The 25,796-nt window shown below is 53.2% G+C and carries 44 protein-coding genes and 1 pseudogene; 39 read left to right on the top strand and 6 right to left on the bottom strand.

The window, feature by feature from the left end; genetic code table 11:
• The 34 genes and pseudogenes from ACJ8PE_RS24700 to ACJ8PE_RS24535 all read left to right on the top strand — a co-directional run.
• Nucleotides 1-115, top strand: a pseudogene (locus ACJ8PE_RS24700) (EF-Tu/IF-2/RF-3 family GTPase); the annotation flags it as partial.
• A gap of 131 nt (nt 116-246) precedes the next feature.
• Complete coding sequence (gene bfd / locus ACJ8PE_RS24695; protein WP_015379266.1) at nt 247-441, top strand: bacterioferritin-associated ferredoxin; 195 nt, start codon at nt 247-249, stop codon at nt 439-441.
• Nucleotides 442-514: 73 nt separating this feature from the next.
• Nucleotides 515-994: a bacterioferritin gene (gene bfr / locus ACJ8PE_RS24690; RefSeq protein WP_033645244.1), complete on the top strand. Its 480-nt coding sequence runs from the start codon at nt 515-517 to the stop codon at nt 992-994.
• A 381-nt stretch (nt 995-1,375) separates the two neighbouring features.
• Nucleotides 1,376-1,687: a 30S ribosomal protein S10 gene (gene rpsJ, locus ACJ8PE_RS24685; RefSeq protein WP_001181005.1), complete on the top strand. Its 312-nt coding sequence runs from the start codon at nt 1,376-1,378 to the stop codon at nt 1,685-1,687.
• Between the two features lie 32 nt (nt 1,688-1,719).
• Nucleotides 1,720-2,349, top strand: a complete 630-nt coding sequence (gene rplC / locus ACJ8PE_RS24680) for a 50S ribosomal protein L3 (protein WP_015379265.1) — start codon at nt 1,720-1,722, stop codon at nt 2,347-2,349.
• 10 nt (nt 2,350-2,359) lie between these two features.
• Nucleotides 2,360-2,965, top strand: a complete 606-nt coding sequence (gene rplD / locus ACJ8PE_RS24675; RefSeq protein ID WP_004929779.1) for a 50S ribosomal protein L4 — start codon at nt 2,360-2,362, stop codon at nt 2,963-2,965.
• On the top strand, nt 2,962-3,264 hold the full coding sequence (gene rplW, locus ACJ8PE_RS24670) for a 50S ribosomal protein L23 (RefSeq protein ID WP_004951179.1): 303 nt from the start codon (nt 2,962-2,964) through the stop codon (nt 3,262-3,264). The genes rplD and rplW overlap by 4 nt, the downstream gene beginning before the upstream one ends.
• Nucleotides 3,265-3,282: 18 nt before the next feature.
• On the top strand, nt 3,283-4,107 hold the full coding sequence (gene rplB, locus ACJ8PE_RS24665) for a 50S ribosomal protein L2 (protein ID WP_004929775.1): 825 nt from the start codon (nt 3,283-3,285) through the stop codon (nt 4,105-4,107).
• A 14-nt stretch (nt 4,108-4,121) separates the two neighbouring features.
• Nucleotides 4,122-4,400: a 30S ribosomal protein S19 gene (rpsS, locus tag ACJ8PE_RS24660; protein ID WP_004929772.1), complete on the top strand. Its 279-nt coding sequence runs from the start codon at nt 4,122-4,124 to the stop codon at nt 4,398-4,400.
• A gap of 14 nt (nt 4,401-4,414) precedes the next feature.
• Complete coding sequence (rplV, locus tag ACJ8PE_RS24655; RefSeq protein ID WP_002223844.1) at nt 4,415-4,747, top strand: 50S ribosomal protein L22; 333 nt, start codon at nt 4,415-4,417, stop codon at nt 4,745-4,747.
• A 17-nt stretch (nt 4,748-4,764) separates the two neighbouring features.
• Complete coding sequence (rpsC, locus tag ACJ8PE_RS24650) at nt 4,765-5,463, top strand: 30S ribosomal protein S3 (RefSeq protein WP_004929766.1); 699 nt, start codon at nt 4,765-4,767, stop codon at nt 5,461-5,463.
• Between the two features lie 12 nt (nt 5,464-5,475).
• Entirely contained in the window at nt 5,476-5,886 is a 411-nt protein-coding gene (gene rplP, locus ACJ8PE_RS24645) for a 50S ribosomal protein L16 (protein WP_004929764.1), read from the top strand.
• Entirely contained in the window at nt 5,886-6,077 is a 192-nt protein-coding gene (gene rpmC / locus ACJ8PE_RS24640; protein WP_004929762.1) for a 50S ribosomal protein L29, read from the top strand. Before rplP ends, rpmC begins: the two co-directional genes overlap by 1 nt.
• Nucleotides 6,078-6,332 carry a 30S ribosomal protein S17 gene (gene rpsQ / locus ACJ8PE_RS24635; RefSeq protein ID WP_004929760.1) on the top strand — a complete coding sequence of 85 codons (255 nt, stop codon included), beginning with the start codon at nt 6,078-6,080 and terminating at the stop codon, nt 6,330-6,332.
• A 172-nt stretch (nt 6,333-6,504) separates the two neighbouring features.
• Nucleotides 6,505-6,876 (top strand): 50S ribosomal protein L14, encoded by a 372-nt coding sequence (gene rplN, locus ACJ8PE_RS24630; protein WP_000613954.1) that lies wholly within the window; start codon nt 6,505-6,507, stop codon nt 6,874-6,876.
• A gap of 9 nt (nt 6,877-6,885) precedes the next feature.
• Nucleotides 6,886-7,200: a 50S ribosomal protein L24 gene (gene rplX, locus ACJ8PE_RS24625; protein WP_004929758.1), complete on the top strand. Its 315-nt coding sequence runs from the start codon at nt 6,886-6,888 to the stop codon at nt 7,198-7,200.
• A 14-nt stretch (nt 7,201-7,214) separates the two neighbouring features.
• Nucleotides 7,215-7,754: a 50S ribosomal protein L5 gene (gene rplE / locus ACJ8PE_RS24620; protein ID WP_004929756.1), complete on the top strand. Its 540-nt coding sequence runs from the start codon at nt 7,215-7,217 to the stop codon at nt 7,752-7,754.
• Between the two features lie 13 nt (nt 7,755-7,767).
• On the top strand, nt 7,768-8,073 hold the full coding sequence (gene rpsN, locus ACJ8PE_RS24615; protein ID WP_004929754.1) for a 30S ribosomal protein S14: 306 nt from the start codon (nt 7,768-7,770) through the stop codon (nt 8,071-8,073).
• 30 nt (nt 8,074-8,103) lie between these two features.
• Complete coding sequence (gene rpsH, locus ACJ8PE_RS24610) at nt 8,104-8,496, top strand: 30S ribosomal protein S8 (RefSeq protein ID WP_004929753.1); 393 nt, start codon at nt 8,104-8,106, stop codon at nt 8,494-8,496.
• Nucleotides 8,497-8,510: 14 nt separating this feature from the next.
• Complete coding sequence (rplF, locus tag ACJ8PE_RS24605; protein ID WP_004929751.1) at nt 8,511-9,044, top strand: 50S ribosomal protein L6; 534 nt, start codon at nt 8,511-8,513, stop codon at nt 9,042-9,044.
• A 9-nt stretch (nt 9,045-9,053) separates the two neighbouring features.
• Nucleotides 9,054-9,407, top strand: coding sequence for a 50S ribosomal protein L18 (gene rplR, locus ACJ8PE_RS24600; RefSeq protein ID WP_004929748.1), 354 nt, complete (start codon nt 9,054-9,056; stop codon nt 9,405-9,407).
• A gap of 14 nt (nt 9,408-9,421) precedes the next feature.
• Nucleotides 9,422-9,922: a 30S ribosomal protein S5 gene (rpsE, locus tag ACJ8PE_RS24595; protein WP_004929747.1), complete on the top strand. Its 501-nt coding sequence runs from the start codon at nt 9,422-9,424 to the stop codon at nt 9,920-9,922.
• Nucleotides 9,923-9,928: 6 nt separating this feature from the next.
• Nucleotides 9,929-10,108 (top strand): 50S ribosomal protein L30, encoded by a 180-nt coding sequence (gene rpmD / locus ACJ8PE_RS24590; protein ID WP_048232028.1) that lies wholly within the window; start codon nt 9,929-9,931, stop codon nt 10,106-10,108.
• 3 nt (nt 10,109-10,111) lie between these two features.
• Nucleotides 10,112-10,546, top strand: a complete 435-nt coding sequence (gene rplO / locus ACJ8PE_RS24585; protein ID WP_004929742.1) for a 50S ribosomal protein L15 — start codon at nt 10,112-10,114, stop codon at nt 10,544-10,546.
• A gap of 7 nt (nt 10,547-10,553) precedes the next feature.
• Nucleotides 10,554-11,885 (top strand): preprotein translocase subunit SecY, encoded by a 1,332-nt coding sequence (secY, locus tag ACJ8PE_RS24580; protein ID WP_004929740.1) that lies wholly within the window; start codon nt 10,554-10,556, stop codon nt 11,883-11,885.
• A gap of 33 nt (nt 11,886-11,918) precedes the next feature.
• Nucleotides 11,919-12,035: a 50S ribosomal protein L36 gene (gene rpmJ / locus ACJ8PE_RS24575; protein ID WP_002227352.1), complete on the top strand. Its 117-nt coding sequence runs from the start codon at nt 11,919-11,921 to the stop codon at nt 12,033-12,035.
• Between the two features lie 148 nt (nt 12,036-12,183).
• Nucleotides 12,184-12,540, top strand: a complete 357-nt coding sequence (gene rpsM, locus ACJ8PE_RS24570; protein WP_004929734.1) for a 30S ribosomal protein S13 — start codon at nt 12,184-12,186, stop codon at nt 12,538-12,540.
• Between the two features lie 16 nt (nt 12,541-12,556).
• Nucleotides 12,557-12,946: a 30S ribosomal protein S11 gene (gene rpsK, locus ACJ8PE_RS24565; protein WP_004929731.1), complete on the top strand. Its 390-nt coding sequence runs from the start codon at nt 12,557-12,559 to the stop codon at nt 12,944-12,946.
• A 30-nt stretch (nt 12,947-12,976) separates the two neighbouring features.
• Entirely contained in the window at nt 12,977-13,597 is a 621-nt protein-coding gene (rpsD, locus tag ACJ8PE_RS24560) for a 30S ribosomal protein S4 (RefSeq protein WP_004929729.1), read from the top strand.
• 25 nt (nt 13,598-13,622) lie between these two features.
• The gene (locus ACJ8PE_RS24555; RefSeq protein ID WP_002919219.1) at nt 13,623-14,612 is read left to right on the top strand and encodes a DNA-directed RNA polymerase subunit alpha; all 990 of its coding nucleotides are present in this window, start codon (nt 13,623-13,625) and stop codon (nt 14,610-14,612) included.
• Between the two features lie 40 nt (nt 14,613-14,652).
• Nucleotides 14,653-15,042, top strand: coding sequence for a 50S ribosomal protein L17 (gene rplQ / locus ACJ8PE_RS24550; RefSeq protein WP_004929726.1), 390 nt, complete (start codon nt 14,653-14,655; stop codon nt 15,040-15,042).
• 148 nt (nt 15,043-15,190) lie between these two features.
• Nucleotides 15,191-15,565, top strand: a complete 375-nt coding sequence (locus tag ACJ8PE_RS24545) for a DUF1992 domain-containing protein (RefSeq protein WP_033645242.1) — start codon at nt 15,191-15,193, stop codon at nt 15,563-15,565.
• Nucleotides 15,565-15,996, top strand: a complete 432-nt coding sequence (gene zntR, locus ACJ8PE_RS24540) for a Zn(2+)-responsive transcriptional regulator (protein WP_197793854.1) — start codon at nt 15,565-15,567, stop codon at nt 15,994-15,996. The genes ACJ8PE_RS24545 and zntR overlap by 1 nt, the downstream gene beginning before the upstream one ends.
• Before the next feature lie 74 nt (nt 15,997-16,070).
• Nucleotides 16,071-16,277 carry an alternative ribosome-rescue factor A gene (locus ACJ8PE_RS24535; RefSeq protein WP_004929720.1) on the top strand — a complete coding sequence of 69 codons (207 nt, stop codon included), beginning with the start codon at nt 16,071-16,073 and terminating at the stop codon, nt 16,275-16,277.
• A 58-nt stretch (nt 16,278-16,335) separates the two neighbouring features.
• On the opposite strand, the gene mscL is transcribed toward ACJ8PE_RS24535, so the two are convergent.
• The 5 genes from mscL to def form a co-directional block, all read right to left on the bottom strand.
• Nucleotides 16,336-16,752: a large-conductance mechanosensitive channel protein MscL gene (gene mscL, locus ACJ8PE_RS24530; protein WP_033645241.1), complete on the bottom strand. Its 417-nt coding sequence runs from the start codon at nt 16,750-16,752 to the stop codon at nt 16,336-16,338.
• 137 nt (nt 16,753-16,889) lie between these two features.
• Nucleotides 16,890-18,266, bottom strand: coding sequence for a Trk system potassium transporter TrkA (trkA, locus tag ACJ8PE_RS24525; RefSeq protein WP_004929716.1), 1,377 nt, complete (start codon nt 18,264-18,266; stop codon nt 16,890-16,892).
• A 53-nt stretch (nt 18,267-18,319) separates the two neighbouring features.
• On the bottom strand, nt 18,320-19,609 hold the full coding sequence (gene rsmB, locus ACJ8PE_RS24520) for a 16S rRNA (cytosine(967)-C(5))-methyltransferase RsmB (RefSeq protein ID WP_197793855.1): 1,290 nt from the start codon (nt 19,607-19,609) through the stop codon (nt 18,320-18,322).
• A gap of 72 nt (nt 19,610-19,681) precedes the next feature.
• Nucleotides 19,682-20,626 (bottom strand): methionyl-tRNA formyltransferase, encoded by a 945-nt coding sequence (gene fmt, locus ACJ8PE_RS24515; RefSeq protein ID WP_197762272.1) that lies wholly within the window; start codon nt 20,624-20,626, stop codon nt 19,682-19,684.
• Nucleotides 20,627-20,643: 17 nt separating this feature from the next.
• Nucleotides 20,644-21,153 (bottom strand): peptide deformylase, encoded by a 510-nt coding sequence (gene def / locus ACJ8PE_RS24510; RefSeq protein ID WP_015379260.1) that lies wholly within the window; start codon nt 21,151-21,153, stop codon nt 20,644-20,646.
• Nucleotides 21,154-21,286: 133 nt separating this feature from the next.
• On the opposite strand from def, the gene dprA reads away from it, so the two are divergent.
• The 5 genes from dprA to aroE are packed head-to-tail and all read left to right on the top strand — an operon-like array spanning nt 21,287 to nt 24,831.
• Nucleotides 21,287-22,408 (top strand): DNA-protecting protein DprA, encoded by a 1,122-nt coding sequence (dprA, locus tag ACJ8PE_RS24505; RefSeq protein WP_442536942.1) that lies wholly within the window; start codon nt 21,287-21,289, stop codon nt 22,406-22,408.
• The gene (gene smg, locus ACJ8PE_RS24500; protein WP_025160381.1) at nt 22,380-22,853 is read left to right on the top strand and encodes a DUF494 family protein Smg; all 474 of its coding nucleotides are present in this window, start codon (nt 22,380-22,382) and stop codon (nt 22,851-22,853) included. The genes dprA and smg overlap by 29 nt, the downstream gene beginning before the upstream one ends.
• A 25-nt stretch (nt 22,854-22,878) precedes the next feature.
• Nucleotides 22,879-23,424 carry a DNA topoisomerase family protein gene (locus tag ACJ8PE_RS24495; RefSeq protein WP_197762269.1) on the top strand — a complete coding sequence of 182 codons (546 nt, stop codon included), beginning with the start codon at nt 22,879-22,881 and terminating at the stop codon, nt 23,422-23,424.
• Nucleotides 23,425-23,431: 7 nt separating this feature from the next.
• Nucleotides 23,432-24,001 (top strand): L-threonylcarbamoyladenylate synthase type 1 TsaC, encoded by a 570-nt coding sequence (tsaC, locus tag ACJ8PE_RS24490; protein WP_033645237.1) that lies wholly within the window; start codon nt 23,432-23,434, stop codon nt 23,999-24,001.
• 11 nt (nt 24,002-24,012) lie between these two features.
• Nucleotides 24,013-24,831, top strand: coding sequence for a shikimate dehydrogenase (gene aroE, locus ACJ8PE_RS24485; RefSeq protein WP_072626848.1), 819 nt, complete (start codon nt 24,013-24,015; stop codon nt 24,829-24,831).
• Between the two features lie 42 nt (nt 24,832-24,873).
• Here the strand turns inward: aroE and ACJ8PE_RS24480 are convergent, their stop codons facing one another.
• Nucleotides 24,874-25,416: a gamma carbonic anhydrase family protein gene (locus tag ACJ8PE_RS24480; protein WP_197762267.1), complete on the bottom strand. Its 543-nt coding sequence runs from the start codon at nt 25,414-25,416 to the stop codon at nt 24,874-24,876.
• Nucleotides 25,417-25,796: the final 380 nt, after the last annotated feature.

The raw sequence follows: 25,796 nt of genomic DNA, 5'->3' as shown, positions 1-25,796 counted from the left end.
GAACATGGTTGTAACCCTGATTCACCCAATCGCGATGGACGACGGTCTGCGTTTCGCAATCCGTGAAGGCGGCCGTACTGTAGGCGCTGGTGTTGTTGCTAAAGTTATCGCTTAATCGCGAATAATTTTTCGACACAAAAAAGGGCACTTCGGTGCCCTTTTTTTATGCAATTTGTACAAATCTTAATTGAAATAAAAACCATTCCTATTTAGACTCAATGCATTGGTTAAGAAGTGAGTCTCTCTATGTATGTATGTCTGTGTAATGCGGTGACTGACAAAGCGATCCGTAATGCGGTGCGTCAGCACAATCCCCATACCATGAAGCAACTGCGTGAACTTGTGCCGATTGGTACCGATTGTGGAAAGTGCATTCGTCAGGCAAGACAGATTATGGTGGAGGAACGCGGAACTATCATCCCAATGCATGAAGTTGCCTAACAAAGGGTAAGGTTATTTTTGACTCTTGGCTTACAGGTTCTACACTTCTAGAACTGGCCAGGAGGAGTTACCTATGAAAGGCGATAAAAAGATCATTGCTCACCTCAATAAACTGCTCGGCAACGAGCTGGTTGCCATCAATCAATATTTCCTGCACGCCCGCATGTTCAAAAATTGGGGCTTAATGCGCCTCAACGACAAGGAATATCACGAGTCGATCGACGAAATGAAACATGCCGATCGCTACATCGAGCGTATCCTGTTCCTGGAAGGGATACCGAATCTGCAAGATCTCGGCAAGCTGAACATCGGCGAAGACATTGAAGAGATGCTGCGTTCCGATCTGGCGCTGGAGCTGGCGGGCGCCAAGAACCTGCGTGAAGGCATCGCCTATGCCGATTCGATCCACGATTACGTCAGCCGCGATTTGATGATTGAAATCCTGGCCGATGAAGAAGAGCATATCGACTGGCTGGAAACGGAGCTGGATCTGATTGCCCGTCTCGGTATTCAGAACTATGCCCAGGCCCAGATTTTAGAGCGCAAAGAGTAAGCCTTCCGTCCATTCGTCATCGTCTCTCCTGCCGGCGGCCGTTTTCTCGGCGGGGCAGGGGAGAGTGTTCCCGCCAAGCCTAATTCATTCCCTGTTCACCGTGTTAACACGCCAACTGCCACTGAACGCGCAAAAATGACGATTTCCTGAGCATATTTCCAACTGCGGCTTGCTTCCTGAGCCATTTTGCGTATAATGCGCGGGCTTACCTAATCTTGGTAAGCCTGATTTTAGCGAATCAGTCGATTGGCAGGCCTTTTTTGCCTTTCGAACAATACTCCCGATATGGGGGTTATATGTTGACGATTACACTCCCCCATCAATCGAAATGGGTGTGAGGAGTAATTATTTACGTTTATAAATAATTGGAGCTCTGGTCTCATGCAGAACCAAAGAATCCGTATCCGCCTGAAAGCGTTTGATCATCGTCTGATCGATCAATCAACCGCGGAAATCGTCGAGACTGCAAAGCGCACTGGTGCGCAAGTCCGTGGTCCGATCCCGCTGCCAACTCGCAAAGAGCGCTTTACCGTTCTGATCTCTCCGCACGTCAACAAAGACGCGCGTGATCAGTACGAGATTCGTACTCACAAGCGTCTGGTTGACATCGTTGAGCCAACCGAGAAAACCGTTGATGCTCTGATGCGTCTGGATCTGGCTGCCGGTGTAGACGTGCAGATCAGCCTGGGTTAATCAGGTCATTGAGCGATTGAGAGGTTGAAACAATGATTGGTTTAGTCGGTAAAAAAGTGGGTATGACCCGTATCTTCACTGAAGATGGCGTTTCTATCCCAGTAACCGTAATTGAAATTGAAGCGAACCGCGTGACTCAGGTTAAAAGCCTGGACACCGACGGTTACCGTGCCGTTCAGGTTACCACTGGTAGCAAAAAAGCTAACCGTGTAACCAAGCCGGAAGCGGGCCATTTCGCTAAAGCTGGCGTTGAAGCTGGCCGTGGTCTGTGGGAATTCCGCCTGGAAGAAGGTCAGGAATTCGCTGCAGGTCAGGAAATTAGCGTAGAAATCTTCGCTGACGTTAAAAAAGTCGATGTTACCGGTACTTCTAAAGGTAAAGGTTTTGCTGGCACTGTTAAGCGCTGGAACTTCCGTACCCAAGACGCTACCCACGGTAACTCCTTGTCTCACCGCGTTCCGGGTTCTATCGGTCAGAACCAGACTCCGGGCAAAGTGTTCAAAGGCAAGAAAATGGCTGGCCACCTGGGTGATGAGCGCGTAACCGTTCAGAGCCTGGACGTAGTACGTGTTGACGCTGAGCGCAACCTGCTGCTGGTTAAGGGTGCTGTACCGGGCGCAACCGGTGGCAACCTGATCGTTAAACCAGCTGTGAAGGCGTAAGGGGATAGCAATGGAATTAGTATTGAAAGACGCGCAAAGCGCGCTGACTGTTTCCGAAACTACCTTCGGTCGTGATTTCAACGAAGCGCTGGTACACCAGGTTGTTGTTGCTTATGCAGCAGGTGCCCGTCAAGGTACCCGTGCTCAGAAGACCCGTGCTGAAGTAACTGGTTCCGGCAAAAAGCCATGGCGTCAGAAAGGCACCGGCCGTGCGCGTTCAGGTTCTGTAAAGAGCCCGATCTGGCGTTCAGGCGGCGTGACCTTTGCTGCTAAGCCACAGGACCACAGTCAGAAAGTAAACAAAAAGATGTACCGCGGCGCGCTGAAAAGCATCCTGTCCGAACTGGTACGTCAAGATCGTCTGATCGTTGTCGAGAAGTTCTCTGTAGAAGCGCCTAAAACTAAGCTGCTGGCACAGAAACTGAAAGATATGGCTCTGGAAGACGTGCTGATCGTGACCGGTGAACTGGATGAGAATCTGTTCCTGGCAGCTCGCAACCTGTACAAGGTTGACGTGCGCGATGTAGCAGGTATCGATCCGGTTAGCCTGATCGCCTTCGACAAAGTGGTTATGACTGCTGATGCTGTGAAGCAAGTTGAGGAGATGCTGGCATGATCCGTGAAGAACGTTTGCTGAAAGTGCTGCGTGCACCGCACGTATCTGAAAAAGCATCCGCTGCGATGGAAAAAAGCAACACCATCGTTCTCAAAGTTGCCAAAGACGCGACCAAAGCAGAAATCAAAGCTGCAGTGCAGAAACTGTTTGAAGTCGAAGTCGAAGACGTGAACACCCTGGTTGTTAAAGGGAAAGTGAAACGTCACGGTCAGCGTGTTGGTCGTCGTAGCGACTGGAAAAAAGCTTACGTCACCCTGAAAGAAGGCCAGAATCTGGACTTCATCGGCGGCGCAGAGTAAGTCGGAGGAGTAAGAACAATGGCAATTGTTAAATGTAAACCTACATCTCCGGGTCGTCGCCACGTTGTTAAAGTGGTTAACCCTGAGCTGCACAAGGGTAAACCTTATGCCCCGCTGCTGGAAAAACTGAGCAAAAGCGGTGGTCGTAACAACAATGGCCGTATCACCACCCGTCATATCGGTGGTGGCCACAAGCAACATTATCGTCTGGTTGACTTCAAGCGCAACAAAGACGGTATCCCTGCTGTGGTTGAGCGTCTGGAGTACGATCCGAACCGTTCCGCGAACATCGCGCTGGTTCTGTACAAAGACGGCGAACGCCGTTACATCCTAGCGCCGAAAGGCCTGAAAGCTGGTGACCAGATTCAATCTGGCGTTGATGCTGCAATCAAAGCGGGTAACACCCTGCCGATGCGCAACATTCCAGTTGGTTCAACGGTTCACAACGTAGAAATGAAACCAGGCAAAGGCGGCCAGATGGCTCGCTCCGCTGGTGCCTACGTTCAGATCGTTGCTCGTGATGGTTCCTACGTAACTCTGCGTCTGCGCTCCGGCGAAATGCGTAAAGTTCCAGCTGATTGCCGCGCCACCCTGGGTGAAGTCGGTAACGCTGAACACATGCTTCGCGTTCTGGGTAAAGCAGGTGCTGCACGTTGGCGTGGTGTTCGTCCTACCGTTCGCGGTACGGCGATGAACCCGGTAGATCACCCGCACGGTGGTGGTGAAGGTCGTAACTTTGGTAAGCACCCGGTAACTCCGTGGGGCGTTCAGACCAAAGGTAAGAAGACCCGTAGCAACAAGCGTACTGATAAGTTCATCGTACGTCGCCGTAGCAAAAAATAATTAGAGGATAAGCCATGCCACGTTCTCTCAAGAAAGGTCCTTTTATTGACCTGCACTTGCTGAAGAAGGTAGAGAAAGCGGTGGAAAGCGGTGACAAGAAGCCTTTGCGCACTTGGTCCCGTCGTTCAACGATCTTTCCTAACATGATCGGTTTGACCATCGCTGTCCATAATGGTCGTCAGCACGTACCAGTGTTCGTTTCCGATGAAATGGTCGGTCACAAACTGGGTGAATTCGCGCCGACTCGTACTTATCGCGGCCATGCGGCTGATAAAAAAGCTAAAAAGCGCTAAGGTAGGAGGAAGAGATGGAAACTATCGCTAAACATCGCCACGCTCGTTCTTCTGCTCAGAAGGTTCGCCTTGTTGCTGACCTGATTCGCGGTAAGAAAGTGTCGCAAGCTCTGGAAACTCTGACCTACACCAACAAGAAAGCTGCTGGTCTGGTTAAGAAAGTGCTGGAGTCTGCCATTGCTAACGCAGAACACAACGATGGCGCTGACATCGATGATCTGAAAGTTACGAAAATCTTCGTAGACGAAGGCCCAAGCATGAAGCGCATTATGCCGCGTGCAAAAGGTCGTGCAGATCGCATCCTGAAGCGCACCAGCCACATTACTGTGGTTGTGTCCGATCGCTGAGACTCTGGAGACTAGCAATGGGTCAGAAAGTACATCCTAATGGTATTCGCCTGGGTATTGTCAAACCTTGGAACTCTACTTGGTATGCGAATACCAAAGAATTCGCTGACAACCTGGACAGCGACTTTAAAGTTCGTCAATTCCTGACTAAGGAACTGTCGAAAGCTTCCGTTTCTCGCATCGTTATCGAGCGTCCTGCGAAGAGCATCCGTGTGACCATTCACACTGCTCGCCCAGGCATCGTTATCGGCAAGAAAGGTGAAGACGTCGAAAAACTGCGCAAGGTCGTAGCGGACATCGCTGGCGTTCCTGCACAGATCAACATCGCCGAAGTCCGTAAACCGGAACTCGACGCTAAATTGGTTGCTGACAGCATCACTTCTCAGCTGGAACGTCGCGTTATGTTCCGTCGTGCTATGAAGCGTGCAGTACAGAACGCAATGCGTCTTGGCGCTAAAGGTATCAAAGTTGAAGTAAGCGGCCGTCTTGGCGGCGCTGAAATCGCACGTACCGAATGGTACCGCGAAGGTCGTGTTCCATTGCACACTCTGCGTGCGGACATCGACTACAACACATCTGAAGCGCACACCACTTATGGTGTAATCGGCGTTAAGGTATGGATCTTCAAAGGTGAGATCCTGGGTGGTATGGCTGCAGTTGAACAACCGGAACCGGCTGCTCAACCTAAAAAGCAGCAGCGTAAAGGCCGCAAGTAAGGAGAGTCGCTGATGTTACAACCAAAGCGTACAAAATTCCGTAAGGTGCACAAGGGCCGCAACCGTGGTCTGGCGCAAGGTACGGATGTTAGCTTCGGCACTTTCGGTCTGAAAGCTGTTGGCCGTGGCCGTCTGACTGCTCGTCAAATCGAAGCAGCTCGTCGTGCAATGACTCGTGCAGTTAAGCGTCAAGGCAAGATCTGGATCCGTGTATTCCCGGACAAACCGATCACCGAGAAGCCGCTGGAAGTGCGTATGGGTAAAGGTAAGGGTAACGTGGAGTATTGGGTTGCCCTGATCCAGCCTGGTAAGGTCCTGTACGAAATGGACGGCGTGCCAGAAGAGGTTGCCCGCGAGGCATTCAAACTGGCAGCAGCGAAACTGCCGATCAAAACCACCTTTGTAACTAAGACGGTGATGTAATGAAAGCACAAGAGCTGCGTGAAAAAAGCGTTGAAGAGCTGAATGCCGAGCTGCTCAACCTGCTGCGTGAGCAATTCAACTTGCGCATGCAGGCGGCCAGTGGCCAGCTGCAACAAACTCACCTGTTGAAACAAGTGCGTCGTGACGTCGCACGCGTTAAGACTTTACTGACTCAAAAGGCGGGTGTGTAAATGACTGAAGTTATCCGTACCCTGCAGGGTCGTGTTGTTAGCGATAAAATGGAGAAATCCATCGTTGTTGCTATCGAGCGTACTGTGAAGCACCCAATCTACGGGAAATTCATCAAACGTACGACCAAGCTGCACGTACATGACGAGAACAACGAATGTGGTACCGGCGACGTGGTTGAAATCCGCGAATGCCGCCCACTGTCCAAGACCAAGTCCTGGACGTTGGTTCGCGTTGTAGAGAAAGCGATTCTGTAATAGAGTAGCTGGCTCTCACTTAATAAACGGCTCAGAAAATGAGCCGTTTATTTTTTCTACCCATACCAAGTAAGCGGTGTTATAATGCTGCGCCCTCGGTTATGGGGCTTTTCAACGGCCTAATTTTTACTTGGGTCTTTAAAGTAGTAGTTGACATTAGCGGAGCACTAAAATGATCCAAGAACAGACTATGCTGAACGTCGCCGACAACTCCGGTGCACGTCGCGTAATGTGTATCAAGGTTCTAGGTGGCTCGCACCGTCGCTACGCAGGCGTCGGCGACATCATCAAAATTACCATCAAGGAAGCAATTCCTCGCGGTAAGGTGAAGAAAGGCGATGTTCTGAAGGCGGTAGTGGTGCGCACCAAGAAGGGTGTACGTCGCCCGGACGGTTCTGTCATTCGCTTCGATGGCAATGCATGCGTTATTTTGAACAATAACAGCGAGCAGCCAATCGGTACGCGTATTTTTGGGCCGGTAACTCGTGAACTGCGTAATGAGAAGTTCATGAAAATTATCTCTCTGGCACCAGAAGTACTCTAAGGAGCGAACATGGCAGCGAAGATCCGTCGTGATGACGAAGTTATCGTGATTACCGGGAAAGACAAAGGTAAGCGCGGTAAAGTAAAAAATGTCCTGTCTGCTGGCAAGGTCATTGTTGAAGGCATCAACCTGGTTAAGAAACACCAGAAGCCGGTTCCGGCTCTGAACCAACCAGGCGGCATTGTTGAGAAAGAAGCTGCAATTCAGGTTTCTAACATTGCTATCTTCAACGCGGCTACCGGCAAGGCTGACCGTGTAGGCTTTAGATTCGAAGACGGCAAAAAAGTCCGTTTCTTCAAATCTAACAGCGAAACTATCAAGTAATTTGGAGTAATACGATGGCGAAACTGCATGATTACTACAAAGACGAGGTAGTCAAACAACTGATGTCTCAGTTTGATTACAACTCTGTCATGCAAGTCCCTCGGGTCGAGAAGATCACCCTGAACATGGGTGTTGGTGAAGCGATTGCTGACAAGAAACTGCTGGATAACGCAGCAGCGGACCTGGCAGCTATCTCCGGTCAAAAACCGTTGATCACCAAAGCCCGCAAATCCGTTGCAGGCTTCAAAATCCGTCAGGGCTATCCGATCGGCTGTAAAGTAACTCTGCGTGGCGAACGCATGTGGGAGTTCTTTGAGCGTCTGATCTCCATTGCTGTTCCACGTATCCGTGACTTCCGTGGCCTGTCCGCCAAGTCATTCGATGGCCGTGGCAACTACAGCATGGGCGTGCGTGAGCAAATCATCTTCCCAGAAATCGACTACGACAAAGTCGATCGCGTTCGTGGTTTGGATATTACCATTACCACTACTGCGAAATCTGATGATGAAGGCCGCGCGCTGCTGGCTGCTTTTAACTTCCCGTTCCGCAAGTAAGGCAGGGTTACTGATGGCTAAGCAATCAATGAAAGCACGCGAAGTCAAGCGCGTGAAATTAGCTGACAAGTTCTTTGCAAAACGCGCTGAACTGAAAGCTATTATCTCTGATGTGAACGCATCCGATGAAGATCGTTGGAATGCCGTTCTCAAGCTGCAAACTCTGCCGCGTGATTCCAGCCCGTCTCGTCAGCGTAAACGCTGCCGCCAAACTGGCCGTCCACATGGTTATGTGGGCAAATTCGGGTTGAGCCGTATTAAGCTTCGTGAAGCCGCTATGCGCGGTGAAGTACCAGGCTTGAAAAAGGCTAGCTGGTAATTACCAATTGAATCACGGGAGTAAAGACAGATGAGCATGCAAGATCCGATCGCGGATATGCTGACCCGTATCCGTAACGGTCAAGCCGCGAACAAAGTTGCGGTCACCATGCCTTCCTCCAAGCTGAAAGTGGCAATTGCCAACGTGCTGAAGGAAGAAGGTTTTATTGAAGATTTCAAAATCGAAGGCGACGCCAAGCCTGTTCTGGAACTGGTACTGAAGTACTTCCAGGGCAAAGCTGTGGTAGAAAGCATTCAACGTATCAGCCGTCCAGGTCTGCGCATCTACAAGAAAAAAGATGAGCTGCCAAAAGTTATGGCCGGTTTGGGTATCGCTGTTGTTTCTACCTCTAAAGGTGTTATGACCGATCGTGCAGCTCGCCAGGCTGGTCTTGGTGGCGAGATTATCTGCTACGTAGCTTAATTCGGGAGGAAAGAATGTCTCGTGTTGCAAAAGCACCCGTCGTCATTCCTGCCGGCGTAGAGGTAAAACTCAACGGTCAGGTTATTTCGATTAAGGGTAAAAACGGCGAGTTGACTCGTACTATCCACGACGCCGTTGAAGTGAAGCAAGAAGCTAACGCACTGACTTTCGCTCCGCGCGAAGGTTTTGCTAACGCATGGGCCCAAGCGGGTACCACGCGCGCTCTGCTGAACGCAATGGTTGTTGGTGTTACCGAAGGCTTCACCAAGAAGCTTCAACTGGTAGGTGTTGGTTATCGTGCTGCCGTTAAAGGCAACGTGGTGAATTTGGCCCTGGGCTTCTCTCACCCTATCGATCACCAGCTGCCGGCAGGTATCACTGCTGAATGCCCAAGCCAAACTGAAATCGTGCTGAAAGGCGCTGATAAGCAGGTAATTGGCCAGGTAGCAGCAGATCTGCGCGCTTACCGTCGTCCTGAGCCTTACAAAGGCAAGGGTGTTCGTTACGCCGACGAAGTCGTGCGTACCAAAGAGGCTAAGAAGAAGTAAGGTAACACTATGGATAAGAAATCTGCTCGTATCCGTCGTGCGACCCGCGCACGCCGCAAGCTCCAAGAGCTGGGTGCAACCCGCCTGGTGGTACATCGTACCCCGCGTCACATTTACGCACAGGTGATTGCTCCAAACGGTTCTGAAGTACTGGTAGCCGCTTCTACTTTAGAAAAAGCTATCGCGGAGCAACTGAAGTATTCCGGTAACAAAGACGCAGCAGCAGCCGTAGGTAAAGCTCTGGCTGAGCGCGCGTTGGAAAAAGGGATTGCGAAAGTATCCTTTGACCGTTCCGGTTTCCAATATCATGGTCGAGTCCAGGCACTGGCAGATGCTGCCCGTGAAGCTGGCCTTCAGTTCTAAGGAAGAGGTTTAAGATGGCTCACATCGAAAAACAAGCTGGCGAACTGCAGGAAAAGCTGATCGCGGTAAACCGCGTATCTAAAACCGTAAAAGGTGGCCGTATTTTCAGCTTTACCGCACTGACTGTAGTTGGTGATGGTAACGGTCGCGTTGGTTTTGGCTACGGCAAAGCACGCGAAGTTCCAGCAGCGATCCAGAAAGCGATGGAAAAAGCCCGTCGCAACATGATGAACGTCGCGCTGAACAGCGGCACCCTGCAGCACCCTGTTAAGGGCGCTCACACGGGTTCTCGCGTGTTCATGCAGCCTGCTCATGAAGGTACCGGTATCATCGCGGGCGGTGCAATGCGCGCCGTTCTCGAAGTTGCTGGGGTGCACAACGTATTGGCTAAAGCTTATGGTTCCACCAACCCGATCAACGTGGTTCGTGCAACTATCGACGCTCTGGCGAATATGAAGTCTCCTGAAATGGTCGCTGCTAAGCGTGGTAAATCCGTTGCCGACATTCTGGGGTAATTGACCATGGCTAAGACTATTAAAGTTACACAAACTCGCAGCTCAATTGGCCGTCTGCCGAAGCATAAAGCTACTCTGCTCGGTCTGGGTCTGCGTCGTATTGGTCACACCGTAGAGCGCGAGGATACTCCTGCTGTTCGCGGTATGGTCAACCTGGTTTCCTACATGGTTAAAGTTGAGGAGTAACAGATGCGTTTAAATACTCTGTCTCCGGCTGAAGGTGCCAAGCATGCGCCTAAGCGTGTAGGTCGTGGTATTGGTTCTGGCCTGGGTAAAACCGGCGGCCGTGGTCACAAAGGTCAGAAGTCTCGTTCTGGCGGTGGCGTACGTCGTGGTTTCGAAGGTGGTCAGATGCCTCTGTACCGTCGTCTGCCGAAATTCGGCTTCACTTCACGCAAAGCGATGATCACGGCAGAAGTTCGTCTGTCTGAACTGGCTCTGGTTGAAGGCGATGTTATCGACCTGAACGCGCTGAAAGCCGCTAACGTAGTTGGTGTCCAGATCGAATTCGCGAAAGTTGTACTTTCTGGCGAAGTCGCTCGTCCGGTAACCCTGCGTGGTCTGCGTGTCACCAAAGGCGCTCGTGCTGCTATCGAGGCTGCTGGCGGTAAAATTGAGGAATAAGTAGCAGATGGCTAAGCAACCAGGATTAGATTTTCAAAGTGCTAAAGGCGGGCTCGGCGAGCTGAAGCGCAGACTTTTGTTTGTCATCGGCGCGCTGATTGTCTTCCGCATCGGCTCTTTCATTCCGATTCCTGGTATCGATGCCACTGTGCTTGCCAAATTGCTTGAGCAGCAGAGAGGCACTATCATTGAAATGTTTAACATGTTCTCTGGTGGTGCCCTCAGCCGTGCTTCTATCTTTGCTCTGGGGATCATGCCGTATATTTCGGCGTCGATCATTATCCAGCTGCTGACGGTGGTTCATCCGGCGTTGGCGGAAATCAAGAAAGAAGGGGAGGCTGGCCGTCGCAAGATTAGTCAGTACACCCGTTACGGTACGCTGGTATTGGCCATATTCCAGTCGATCGGTATTGCTACCGGTCTGCCGAATATGCCTGGTATGCAGGGCCTGGTGTTAAACCCAGGCTTTGCATTCTACTTTACTGCGGTTGTGAGCTTGGTCACCGGGACAATGTTCCTGATGTGGCTGGGTGAGCAGATTACTGAGCGCGGTATCGGCAACGGTATCTCGATCATTATCTTCGCGGGTATTGTAGCGGGGCTCCCGCCGGCAGTGGCCCATACTATCGAGCAAGCGCGGCAAGGCGACCTGCACTTCCTCCTGCTGCTGTTGGTTGCAGTATTGGTGTTTGCAGTAACCTTCTTCGTTGTTTTCATCGAGCGTGGTCAACGTCGTATCGTCGTTAACTATGCGAAGCGTCAACAAGGTCGTCGTGTTTATGCAGCACAGAGTACACACTTACCGTTGAAAGTGAACATGGCGGGTGTTATCCCGGCGATTTTCGCTTCCAGCATTATTCTGTTCCCGGCCACGATTGCATCATGGTTTGGGGGCGGTACCGGTTGGAACTGGCTGACTACGATTTCGCTGTATTTGCAGCCAGGGCAACCGCTTTATGTGTTACTCTATGCGTCTGCAATCATCTTCTTCTGTTTCTTCTACACGGCGTTGGTATTCAACCCGCGTGAGACAGCAGATAACCTGAAGAAGTCCGGTGCCTTCGTACCAGGAATTCGTCCGGGAGAGCAAACGGCGAAGTATATCGATAAAGTAATGACGCGTTTAACCCTGGTGGGCGCGATGTACATTACTTTCATCTGCCTGATCCCGGAGTTCATGCGTGATGCAATGAAAGTACCATTCTACTTTGGTGGTACCTCGCTACTGATCGTGGTTGTCGTCATCATGGACTTTATGGCTCAAGTGCAAACTCTGATGATGTCAAGTCAGTACGAGTCTGCATTGAAGAAAGCAAATCTGAAAGGCTATAACCGCTAGTCAGATTCGTTTGAGAAGTTACGGAGAGTAAAAATGAAAGTTCGTGCTTCCGTCAAGAAATTATGTCGTAACTGCAAAATCGTTAAGCGTAACGGTGTCGTTCGTGTGATTTGCAGCGCCGAGCCGAAGCATAAACAGCGTCAAGGCTGATTATCTCGCATATTTTTCTTGCAAAGTTGGGTTGAGCTGGCTAGATTAGCCAGCCAATCTTTTGTATGTCGCACTGCAACATTATTTGAGTATCCTGAAAACGGGCTTTTCAGAATGGTGTTGCTGTATAAAATAGTAGGAGTGCATAGTGGCCCGTATAGCAGGCATTAACATTCCTGATCATAAACATACCGTTATCGCCTTAACGTCGATCTTCGGTATCGGTAAAACCCGTTCACAGGCTATCTGTGCATCCACGGGTATTGCTGAAAATGTTAAGATCAGTGAGCTGTCTGAAGAGCAAATCGAAAAGCTTCGTGATGCAGTTGCCAAATACACCGTTGAGGGTGATTTGCGTCGTGAAATTACCCTGAGCATCAAGCGTCTTATGGACCTTGGTTGCTATCGTGGTTTGCGTCATCGTCGTGGTCTGCCGGTACGCGGTCAGCGCACCAAGACCAACGCTCGTACCCGTAAGGGTCCGCGCAAGCCGATCAAGAAATAATCGGGGTTATTGAATAATGGCAAAGGCACCTGTTCGTACACGTAAGCGTGTAAGAAAGCAAGTCTCTGACGGCGTGGCTCATATCCATGCTTCTTTCAACAACACCATCGTTACCATCACTGATCGTCAGGGTAATGCTTTGGGTTGGGCAACAGCCGGTGGTTCCGGTTTCCGTGGTTCTCGTAAGTCCACTCCGTTCGCAGCACAGGTTGCAGCAGAACGTTGTGCTGACGCAGTAAAAGAATACGGTATCAAGAACCTGGAAGTTATGGTTAAAGGACCTGGTCCTGGTCGTGAGTCTACTATCCGCGCTCTGAACGCGGCTGGTTTCCGCATCACTAATATTACTGATGTGACTCCGATCCCTCATAACGGTTGTCGTCCGCCGAAAAAGCGCCGCGTGTAACGCAGCTTTTAGGATTGTTGGAGAAAGAAAATGGCAAGATATTTGGGTCCTAAGCTCAAGCTGAGCCGTCGTGAGGGCACAGACCTGTTCCTTAAGTCTGGCGTTCGCGCGATCGATTCCAAGTGTAAAATTGAACAAGCACCTGGTCAGCACGGTGCGCGTAAACCGCGTCTGTCTGATTACGGTGTTCAGTTGCGTGAGAAGCAGAAAGTTCGCCGTATGTACGGCATTCTGGAGCGTCAATTCCGTAACTATTACAAAGAAGCAACCCGCCTGAAGGGCAACACCGGTGAAAACCTGTTGCAGCTGCTGGAAGGTCGTCTGGACAACGTTGTTTACCGTATGGGCTTCGGCGCTACTCGTGCAGAGTCACGTCAGCTGGTTAGCCACAAAGCAGTTATGGTAAACGGTCGCGTTGTTAACATCGCTTCTTATCAGGTATCTCCGAATGACGTAGTCAGCATCCGCGAGAAAGCTAAAAAGCAGTCTCGTGTTAAAGCTTCTCTGGAGCTGGCTGAGCAGCGTGAAAAGCCGACTTGGCTGGAAGTTGATGCTGCTAAGATGGAAGGCGTGTTCAAGCGTATGCCTGAACGTACCGATCTGTCTGCGGACATTAACGAACACCTGATCGTCGAGCTTTACTCCAAGTAAAGCTTAGTACCAAAGAGAGGACACAATGCAGGGTTCTGTGACAGAGTTTCTAAAACCGCGCCTGGTAGATATCGAGCAAGTCAGTTCGACGCACGCCAAGGTGACCCTTGAGCCTTTAGAGCGTGGCTTTGGCCATACTCTTGGCAACGCACTGCGCCGTATTCTGCTTTCATCTATGCCGGGTTGCGCGGTGACCGAGGTTGAGATTGATGGTGTACTGCATGAGTACAGCACCAAAGAAGGCGTACAGGAAGATATCCTGGAGATCCTGCTCAACCTGAAAGGGCTGGCGGTGAGAGTTCAAGGCAAAGACGAAGTTATTCTTACCCTGAATAAATCTGGCATTGGCCCTGTGACCGCTGCCGACATCACCCATGATGGTGATGTCGAAATCGTCAAGCCTCAGCACGTGATCTGCCACCTGACTGATGAGAACGCGGCTATCAGCATGCGTATCAAAGTTCAGCGCGGTCGCGGTTATGTGCCGGCTTCTGCCCGAATTCATTCGGAAGAAGATGAGCGCCCAATCGGTCGTCTGTTGGTTGACGCCTGCTACAGCCCTGTAGAGCGTATCGCCTACAATGTTGAAGCTGCGCGTGTAGAACAGCGTACTGACTTGGATAAGCTGGTCATCGAGATGGAGACCAATGGCACGATCGATCCTGAAGAGGCGATCCGCCGTGCGGCCACCATTCTGGCTGAACAACTTGAAGCTTTCGTTGACCTGCGTGATGTACGTCAGCCGGAAGTTAAAGAAGAGAAACCGGAATTCGATCCGATCTTGCTGCGCCCTGTTGACGATCTGGAATTGACTGTCCGCTCTGCTAACTGCCTCAAGGCAGAAGCTATCCACTACATCGGTGATCTGGTACAGCGTACCGAGGTTGAGTTGCTGAAAACGCCAAACCTGGGTAAAAAATCTCTTACCGAGATTAAAGACGTGCTGGCCTCACGTGGTCTGTCTCTGGGCATGCGCCTGGAAAACTGGCCGCCGGCAAGCATTGCTGACGAGTAACCGGATCACAGGTTAAGGTTTTACTGAGAAGGATAAGGTCATGCGCCATCGTAAGAGTGGTCGTCAACTGAACCGTAACAGCAGCCATCGCCAGGCTATGTTCCGTAACATGGCCGGCTCTTTGGTTCGTCATGAGATCATCAAGACGACCCTGCCAAAAGCAAAAGAGCTGCGTCGCGTTGTTGAGCCGCTGATTACTCTTGCCAAGACCGACAGCGTAGCTAATCGTCGTCTGGCATTCGCCCGTACTCGTGATAACGAGATCGTGGCAAAACTGTTTAACGAGCTGGGCCCGCGTTTCGCGAGCCGTGCCGGTGGTTACACTCGCATTCTGAAGTGTGGCTTCCGCGCAGGCGACAACGCGCCGATGGCATACATCGAGCTGGTTGATCGTGCTGAGTCTCAAGCAGAAGTAGCAACTGCAGAGTAATCTGTAGACGCGTAAAAAAACCGGGCTTGCCCGGTTTTTTTACGTCCAAATCCAGCCAAATGTGCTCAATTCCCCCGCCGAGCTTAAGATCCCCGCTCCTATCCGTTATGCTTAGACTCATTCAATAAGCTCACTGAGGCTGTCTGTTATGGGGTTGCTCGACCAATGGGCGGAACGTCATATCCTTGATGCCCAGGATAAAGGCGAGTTCGACAATCTGCCCGGCCAGGGACAACCGCTCGTGCTGGACGATGACAGCGCGGTGCCTGCTGAGCTACGCGCCGGTTACCGCCTGCTGAAAAATGCCGGTTATCTGCCGCCGGCGCTGGAAGATCGCAAAGAGGCATTAACCGTTGCTCACTTACTGCAAGGGATCAACAGTGAGCATCCGGACTATGTCGATCTCAGCAAGCGCATGGCGCTGCTGGAACATCGGTTGCGTCACGCTGGAATGAGCACGGACTTCTTGCATGGCGAATATCAGCGTGCGCTGGACGGTAAACTCACCCGAGAGGAGAAGTAATGTTCAAGATAGGTCAGTTGGCCAAGCTTGCCGAAGTGACGCCGGATACCGTGCGTTACTATGAAAAGCAGGGCATGATGGATCACAATGTCCGTACTGAAGGCGGTTATCGGCTGTACACCGAGCAGGATCTGCAGCGGCTGCGTTTTATCCGCTATGCCAAGCAGTTGGGCTTTACTCTGGAAACGATCGCCGAGCTGCTGTCGATCCGGGTCGATCCGGAACATCACACCTGCCAGGAATCGAAGTCTATCGTTGATGCGCGCCTGAGCGAAGTGGAAGGCAAGTTGGCGGAGCTGACCCGGATGCGTGAATCGTTGAAACGGCTGAGCGACGCCTGCTGCGGTACCGCCCATACCAGCAACTACTGTTCGATCCTGGAAGCTTTGGAACAGGGCGCCAGCGATGACAAAGGCAAAAAAGGTTGCTGACGGCACTTTAATTTTTATATCGCCGGCAGTATTATCGCCCCGTTTTATCCCTCATATTTTACAGGAGCATTATCATGACGAAATATCGTCACACCAAAGGCCAGATTCAAGATAACGCCATTGAGGCGCTGCTGCATGACCCGCTATTCCGTCAGCGGGTAGAAAAGAATGTGAAAGGCAAAGGCAGCTATCGACGTAAAGAAAAACACAACAAAGGCGGTAACTGGGAGGCCAGTGGCAAACTATCAAACGATAATTTACCACTGGCCTTCTGGTTTTAAGGCATTAAAAAAGCCACCTTCATCCGGTGGCTTTTTATTGGCATAACCAAATGCTGTCTTACAGTTTTGGCTGCTGTTGATGGCTCAGCAAATCACGGATTTCCGTCAGCAGTTTCTCTTCTGCAGTAGGTTCTGGCGGCGCTGCCGGAGCTTCTTCTTGTTTGCGGCGCATTTTGTTCATCAATTTAATCGCCAGGAAGATGGCGAAGGCGACAATCACGAAGTCAAATACGGTTTGGATGAATGAACCGTAGTTCATTACCACCGCCGGTACGGCGCCCTGAGCTTCACGTAATACCAGATGGAACTGTTTAAAGTCGACACCGCCGATCAGTAAGCCCAGCGGAGGCATGATGATATCAGCGACGAAGGATGAAACAATCTTGCCGAACGCGGCGCCGATAATCACACCGACGGCCAGATCGACCACGTTGCCGCGCATGGCAAATTCGCGAAACTCTTTCAACATACTCATAGAACGCACCCCTTGCAGAATTAATAACTCAAGTTTAACAAAGCAATTTCCCTTTGCCACAAAAGGAGAGAAGTTTTATCTCCTCTCAAGGCAGAGAACAACTACGCGATTATAGACCATCGCCAAATAAATTCGTTCTACAAGAAGAACGGGCTCGGTTGGAACAGGCGTTCAACGTCCGGCACGAATTTCTTGTCGGTAATAAACATGATGACATGATCGCCCTGTTCGATTTTGCTGTTGCCGTTAGCGATGATGACGTCGTCGCCACGAACGATAGCGCCGATGGTGGTACCCGGTGGCAGCTTGATATCTTCAACGATACGGCCAACCACTTTGGACGTGCTTTCATCGCCGTGGGCAATCGCTTCGATCGCCTCCGCTACGCCGCGGCGCAGTGACGAGACGCTGACGATATCCGCTTTGCGCACATGCCCAAGCAGCGCGGAGATGGTTGCCTGCTGCGGTGAAATGGCAATATCGATCACGCTGCCTTGTACCAGATCGACATAGGCGCGCCGCTGGATCAAGACCATCACTTTCTTGGCGCCCATGCGCTTGGCCAGCATGGCCGACATGATGTTGGCCTCATCGTCGTTGGTGATAGCGATGAATACATCCACCTGCTCGACGTGCTCTTCGGCCAGCAGTTCCTGGTCGGAGGCATCGCCGTAGAACACGATGGTATCGTGCAACTGCTCGGCCAGTTCGGCGGCACGTTGCTGATTGCGCTCAATGAGTTTGACGTTATAGTCTTTCTCCAGCTTGGCGGCCAGGCCGGCGCCGACGTTGCCGCCGCCGACGATCATGATGCGCTTATAAGGTTTTTCCAGCCGTTGCAGTTCGCTCATCACCGCGCGAATGTGCTGTGAGGCGGCAACGAAGAACACTTCATCACCGGCTTCGATAATGGTCGAGCCTTGCGGACGAATCGGCCGATCCTGGCGGAAAATGGCGGCGACGCGAGTGTCGATATGCGGCATGTGTTCGCGCATCGAAGAGAGCGCATTGCCGACCAGCGGGCCGCCGTAATAGGCTTTAACCGCGGCGATGCTGACCTTGCCTTCGGCGAAGTTGACCACCTGCAGCGCGCCGGGGTATTCAATCAGCTTGTAGATATAGTCGATGACCAGCTGCTCCGGCGAAATCAGATGGTCGATCGGCACCGCTTCCGGCAGGAACAGTTTCTCCGACTCGCGGATATATTCCGGCGCGCGGATACGGGCGATACGGTTGGGGGTATTAAACAGAGAATAGGCGATCTGGCAGGCGATCATGTTGGTTTCGTCGGAGTTGGTGACGGCGACCAGCATGTCGGCGTCTTCTGCGCCGGCTTCGCGCAGCACCCGGGGGTGAGAACCATGTCCCTGAACCACTCGCAGATCGAATTTATCCTGCAGCTGACGCAACCGGCCGGAGTCGGTATCGACGACGGTGATATCGTTGTTTTCACCTACCAGGTTTTCCGCCAGCGTCCCGCCAACCTGCCCGGCCCCAAGAATAATTATTTTCATCGTGTTCTCTGCTTCACACTGAAAGACTTAGGGCGCGTGGGCACCCTGAAGAATTACATTTTAATCAGCTTAGCGTAAAAGAAGCCATCGCCGTCCTCGGGATGCGGGATATTCTGCCGTCCCGGCCGCTGCGCATCGCCGGTTTCAACCAGCTTGGCATCGGCATGGCGCTGCAAGAACGCGGCGATCTGGCTACTGTTTTCATCCGGCAGAATAGAGCAGGTTGCGTAAACCATCACGCCGCCTAATTTCAGATGCGGCCAGACGGCTTCCAGGATATCGGCCTGCAGGGCGGCGAGTTCGGCGATGTCGCGATCGCGGCGCAGCCATTTGATGTCGGGATGACGGCGGATCACGCCGGTGGCCGAACAAGGCGCGTCCAGCAGGATACGGTCGAACTGCTTGTCACCGCACCATTGCTGCGGTGTGCGGCCATCGCCCAGTTTAACCTCTGCGTGCAAACGCAGACGCTGCAGGTTTTCTTTCACCCGCGCCAGACGCTGTTCGTCGATATCGACGGCCATAACCTGTGCTTTCGGCGCCGCTTCCAGAATATGCGTGGTTTTGCCGCCGGGCGCGGCACACAAATCGAGGATCTGTTCACCGTCTTGTGGATCCAGCAGCTCAACACAGCCTTGGGCTGAGGCATCTTGCACGGTGACCCAGCCGTCGGCGAACCCTGGCAGATCGGTCACGGCGCAAGGTGCCAGCAACCGCACGGCGTCGGCATAGTCTGCATGAGGCTCCGCGGCGATGCCGGCGTCGGTCAGCAGCTGCAGGTAAGCCTCACGGGTGTGATGCAGGCGGTTGACGCGCAGCCACATCGGCGGCTTCTGGTTATTGGCGTCGACGATCTGTTGCCAGTCGGCGGGATAAGCCTGTTGGATGCGTTTCAGCAACCAGCTCGGGTGCAGGTAGCGGCTGTCATTGTTGGCGGCGCGTTGCAGAAGTTCTTCCTGCTGGCGCTGGAATTGCCGCAAGACGCCGTTAATCAAACCTTTCAACTGTGGGCGTTTCAGCGCCACCGCACCTTCCACGGTTTCTGCGAGTACGGCGTGCGCCGGGATACGGGTATACAGCAGCTGATACAAGCCGACCATCAGCAAATAGTGAAGTGTACGTTGCTTGCCGGTCAGCGGTTTGGCCATTAATTGCTGAATGCACCATTCGAGCTGCGGCAGTACGCGTAACGTGCCGAAGCACAGTTCCTGCAGCAACCCGCGGTCTTTATCGCTGATGGAGGTTTGCAGCGCCGGCAGAACAGTACTCAGTGACTGCCCTTGATCCAGCACCTGGCCGATGGCTTTGGCAGCGATGCTGCGGAGATTGTAATTATTTTTCATAGGCTGAAGCTGATAACGATCGGCATTAAGAAAATAACGGCCCGGCGATGAACGGCCGGGCAGTGGGGTGACTTACAGCCGGTTACCCGGGGTAAACCATTCACGACGTGAATTTAATAGGTCTTGCGCCGACATCGGTTTCTTGCCGGCGGGCTGCAATTGGATCAGATTGAGGATACCGTCGGCGGTCGCCACCTGAATGCCGTGCTTGTCGGCATGGACAACGGTGCCCGGCTCCGCGTTGGCGCTTTCCGCCATTACGCTGGCCTGCCACACTTTCACCGGTTGCTCATCGATGGTGAAGTAGCTTATCGGCCAAGGGTTGAAGGCGCGGATGCAACGCTCCAGCTGTGCGGCGGACAGTGTCCAATCCAGGCGAGCTTCTTCTTTGCTCAGCTTCTCGGCGTAGGTGACCTGCGACTCGTCCTGCACTTCGCGGGTGGCGCTGCCGTTGGCTATTTGGCGCAGCGTCGTCAGCATGCCCTGCGGGCCGAGCTGCGCCAGCTTGTCGTAGAGGCTGGCGCTGGTATCGCTGCTCTCAATCGGGCAGGCGATCTTGTGCATCATGTCACCGGTATCGAGACCGACATCCATCTGCATGATGGTCACGCCGGTTTCGCTGTCACCGGCCCAGAGCGAACGCTGGATCGGCGCCGCGCCGCGCCAGCGAGGCAGCAGCGAACCATGTACGTTGATGCAGCCAAGACGCGGCATATCCAGCACCGCTTGCGGCAGAATCAACCCGTAGGCAACCACCACCATCACGTCGGCGTTGAGATCCGCCACCAGGCGCTGGTTCTCTTCGGGGCGCAGCGATTTAGGCTGAAATACCGGCAATTGGTGTTGTTCGGCCAGCATTTTGACCGGGCTGGGCGTTAGCTTGTTGCCGCGGCCTGCCGGACGGTCGGGTTGAGTGAATACGCCGACAATCTGGTGCTCAGATGACAACAGCGCGTCAAGATGACGCGCTGCGAAGTCTGGTGTTCCGGCGAAAATAATCCGTAAAGAGTCAGACACGTTGATTTCCTGATCGGTTAGGCGCGGGCTTGAAGCTTGGCCATTTTTTCCAGTTTCTGACGAATGCGCTGACGCTTGAGCGGCGACAGGTAATCGACGAACAGTTTACCCATCAGGTGATCCATCTCGTGCTGGATGCAGATCGCCAGCAGATCGTCCGCTTCCAGTTCGAAAGGTTTGCCTTCGCGATCCAGCGCGCGGATCTTCACCTGCGCGGCGCGCGGCACCAGCGCACGCTGCTCGGGAATGGAAAGACAGCCTTCCTCGATGCCGGTTTCGCCGCTTTTTTCCAGCAGCTCCGGGTTGATCAGCACCAGGCGCTGATCGCGATTCTCGGAGACGTCGATCACGATAATGCGCTGATGGATATCCACCTGAGTCGCAGCCAGGCCAATGCCTTCCTCTGCGTACATGGTTTCAAACATATCATCCACGATGCGCTGGATATCTGCATTGACTTCTTTTACCGGCGCTGCGACTTTGCGCAGACGCTCGTCTGGGAAATGTAATACCTGCAAGACTGACATATATCTTTAGATCTGTATCCGAGTAATGAACGAGGTTTAACCTCTATTCTAGACATTTCCCGACCTGATTGACAGCATTGCGCACCAATTGCTCAGATTGGCAATACCACCGTTTTTGCTGAGGGAACAGACGATGCGGCCGGAAGAGATCGCTTTACGGATGCGGGGAGTCACGGGGCTACAGACCGTCGTGGCCAGTCGACTCGTGCGACAGTTATCGCAAATGAGTGGCGAGCCTCGCCGCGTGTTGCATGAGCTGGGATTGAACGAACGGCAGCAGGCACAGTTCAACCGAGTGGATCCTGTCTATCTGGCGGCCACCCTGCGTTGGCTGGAGGAGCCGGCGCACCGTATGCTGAACTATGGGGCGCCCGGCTATCCTGAAAACTTGGCTCAGATCGACGACGCGCCGCTGTTTCTGCTGATCGAGGGCGATCCTCGGGTGCTGTTGCAACCTCAGCTCGCTATGGTCGGCAGCCGGCAGTTCAGCCATTACGGCGAGCGTTGGGCGAACCATTTCGCCGAGGAGTTGGCGCGTTGCGGTTTCACTATCACCAGCGGTTTGGCGATCGGCATCGACGGCATTTGCCATCGTGCGGCGCTGGCGGCCGATGGCTGCACGATTGCGGTGTTGGGCAGCGGGCTGGGCAATATCTATCCGCGCCGGCACCGCCGGCTCGCGGAGCAGATAGTCGAGCAGGGCGGCGCCGTGATTTCAGATCATTTAGTCACCGATTTGCCGCGGGCCGACCATTTCCCACGCCGTAATCGCATTATCAGCGGGCTCAGCCTGGGGGTTCTGGTCATAGAAGCTTCGCTGCGCAGCGGTACCCTGGTGACGGCTCGCTACGCGTTGGAGCAGGGGCGTGAGGTGTTCGCCTTGCCTGGGCCATTAGGAAACCCGATGAGTGAGGGGACGCATTGGTTAATCCAGCAGGGCGCGCATCTGGTCACCGGGCCGAAAGATATCGCCGAATTGCTGGGAAGCGGCCTTCAATGGTTGTCACTGAACGAAAATACAACTAGTTGTGCGTCGCAGGCTGAAGTTGAATTGCCATTTGGCGATGTGTTGGCTAACGTAGGAGATGAGGTGACACCTGTTGACGTCGTCGCTGAACGTGCCGGCCAACCTGTGCCAGTGGTGGCAATCAAGTTACTCGAGCTGGAGTTAGCAGGGTGGATCGCAGCTGTACCCGGCGGCTATGTCCGAATAAGGAGGGCAAGCCATGTTCGACGTACTCATGTACTTGTTTGAAACTTATATCCACAATGAACCAGAGATGCGCGTCGATCAGGATCAACTGACCGATGATCTCGCTCAGGCGGGGTTTCATCGGGATGATATCTACAACGCGTTGAATTGGCTTGAGAAGTTGGCTGACCTGCAAGAGGGTCAAAATGCCCCTTACTTTATGGATGCCGATCCGCTGGCAATGCGGATCTACACCGAAGAAGAAGGTGCACGTCTGGACGCCGGCTGCCGTGGTTTTCTCCTGTTCCTGGAACAGATTCAGGTATTGAACCTCGAAACCCGTGAAATGGTTATCGACCGCGTTATGGCTTTGGATAATGCGGAATTCGATCTCGAAGATCTGAAATGGGTCGTGTTGATGGTGCTGTTTAATATCCCCGGATATGAAAGCGCCTATCAGCAAATGGAAGAACTGTTGTTTGAAGTGAACGAAGGTTATCTGCATTGAGCCGATAACGCGCATAGAAGACGTTATGACAAAAAACGCGATTTTTGCCGCCAGGCAAAATGAACCCTGTCCGGAATGCGGGGCCGAACTGGTGATCCGTAGCGGTCGCCACGGCCCCTTCCTCGGCTGTTCCCAGTACCCTGAATGCCAATATATTCGGCCGCTGAAAGCGCAGGCCGATGGACATATCGTTAAGGTCTTGGATGGGCAACAGTGCCCGCAATGTCAGGCGACGTTGGTGCTGCGCCAGGGGCGCTATGGCATGTTTATCGGCTGCAGCGATTATCCGCAGTGCGATCACACTGAAGTGATCGATAAGCCTGACGAAACCGCCATTACCTGTCCGCAGTGCGGCCAAGGCAAACTGCTGCAGCGCAAGTCGCGTTACGGCAAAGTTTTTCATTCCTGCGATCGTTACCCGGAATGCCAGTTTGCCCTCAATGTTAAACCTGTCGCCGGTGAGTGCGCCTATTGCCTTTATCCGCTGCTGATGGAAAAGCGCACGGCAAAAGGCCCCGTCCTGTGCTGTGCCAGCAAGCTGTGCGGAAAACCCGTCGCGACTACAGAATAATCACATCATGAACTCAGAATTAAGCCCGAACCTTTTATCTATCATCGATGCTTTGCATCAACAGCAGGTGATTGCGTATCCCACCGAAGCCGTATTCGGCCTGGGTTGCGATCCCGACAGCGAGCAGGCGGTCAATGCATTGCTGGCGCTGAAACAGCGGCCGTGGGAAAAGGGGCTGATTTTGATCGCCGCCGACTATGCACAGCTTAAACCTTATATCGACGACAGTGCGCTCAGCGAACAGCAGCGCACGACGATGTTTGCCAGCTGGCCAGGGCCGGTAACTTGGGTTTTGCCCGCACGGCCGGAGACGCCGCGTTTGCTGACCGGACGCTTCAGCTCGCTGGCGGTGCGCGTCAGCGATCATCCGTTGGTGCAGCAGCTGTGCCGGCAGTATGGCAAGCCGCTGGTGTCGACTAGCGCCAATCTCAGTGGGCTGGAGCCATGCCGCAGTGCGGATGAGGTCACGCGGCAGTTCGGCGAAGCTTTCCCGGTATTGCGCGGCAAGGTGGGTGGCCGTCTTAATCCTTCCGAAATCAGAGACGTTCTGACCGGCGAACAGATCCGTCAGGGCTAGAGGTAATGGGCATGGAGAAGTTTGCGGTATTTGGCAACCCTATCGGCCACAGCAAGTCGCCGCGAATTCATGCGCTGTTTGCTGCCCAGACCGGCATTGAGCATCCTTATGGGACGGTGTTGGCGCCGTTAGACGGTTTTGAAACCAGCCTGCAGGCGTTTATCCGCGCCGGAGGGCTGGGGGCGAACGTCACGGTGCCTTTCAAGGAGCGTGCTTATTCGGCCGCTTCTGAGCTGAGCGAGCGCGCAGCGATGGCCGGTGCGGTCAACACCCTGAAGGTATTGCCGAATGGCGAGCTGTTGGGGGATAACACCGACGGCATCGGGTTGCTGACCGATCTACAGCGTCAGCAATTGATCCGGCCGCAGGATCGCATCCTGCTGGTGGGCGCCGGCGGCGCAGCGCGCGGCGTGATCCTGCCGTTGCTGTCTTTCGGCTGTCGGCTAACGATCACCAACCGCACCTTCAGCCGAGCCCAGGCGTTGGCAGACGCTTTTCGGCATCTGGGGGAGATCTCGGCGGCGCCGATGGATCAATTGGATCAGCAAGCGTTCGAACTGGTGATCAATGCGACGGCGTCCGGCATCAGCGGAGAGATCCCGGCGTTGCCGGCGGGCGTAGTTAATGCGCACACTCGTTGCTATGACATGTTCTATCAGCAGGGCACTACGCCATTCCTGGCCTGGGCGCAGCAGCAGGGGGCAACGGAATATGCCGATGGGTTGGGCATGCTGGTGGGGCAGGCGGCGCATGCTTTCCTGCTTTGGCATGGAGTGATGCCAGAGATTGAGCCGGTATTGCGCCAGTTGCGCAGCGAACTGGCGGCATAAATCCTGCCCCGTTCTCTTTATTTATAGAGAACGGGGTTCCCGTCAGATGTCTTCCGACAGGTATTCATCTTTCCAGCGTACATAGTTGTTCGAAGAATAAAGCAATCCTTCCAACTCGGCGGCGGTCAACGGCCTAACCTGGCGTGCCGGGCTGCCCATATAGAGATAGCCGCTGACCAGGCGTTTGCCCGGCGGCACTAAACTGCCGGCACCAATCATCACGTCGTCTTCTACTACTACACCGTCCAGCAGGATCGATCCCATACCGACCAGCACCCGGTTGCCGATGGCGCAGCCGTGCAGCATCGCTTTATGGCCTACGGTCACGTCTTCTCCAATCAACAGGGGATAACCGTCGGGGTTATGTTCGGAGCGGTGAGTCACATGCAGTACGCTGCCGTCCTGTATATTGCTGCGTGCGCCGATCTTTACCGCATTGACGTCGCCCCGAATGGCGACCAGCGGCCAGATGCTGACGTCATCCGCCAGATCGACGTCGCCGATGACGACGCTGGAAGGATCGACCAAGACGCGCTGACCGAGTTTGGGGGTGTATTGAAGATAAGAACGTACTGCATCGGACATGGTGCTTGCCTCACGTCGGGATCATATTTACCGGCAATACTAGACTCTGACGATGGAATTACAACCAATCGCAGCGCCGGATCCTGCGGAAAATGGCCCTGATCGCACAAGATCCACTCGGAAGGGCTGAAAAGTGTGCAAACAGAAAGAAAAGATCAAAAAAGGGGTTGTGCAAAAAACTCGGATCCCTATAATGCGCCTCCATCGACACGGAACATGTGAACAACTTCACAGAGTATCCGGGGGTCGCAGAGAAAAAATCCTGAAAATTAGGGTTGACTCTGAAAGAGGAAAGCGTAATATACGCCACCTCGAGTTAGCAAGCGAAAGCGCCTAACTCACTGCTCTTTAACAATTTATCAGACAATCTGTGTGGGCAC

This window comes from Serratia sp. CY74737, from assembly GCF_052166775.1.
In the GTDB taxonomy this organism is placed as follows: Bacteria; Pseudomonadota; Gammaproteobacteria; order Enterobacterales; family Enterobacteriaceae; genus Serratia; species Serratia ureilytica.
The sequence above is the reverse complement of the archived record's forward strand: the minus strand, read 5'-3'. Positions and strand labels throughout refer to the sequence as shown.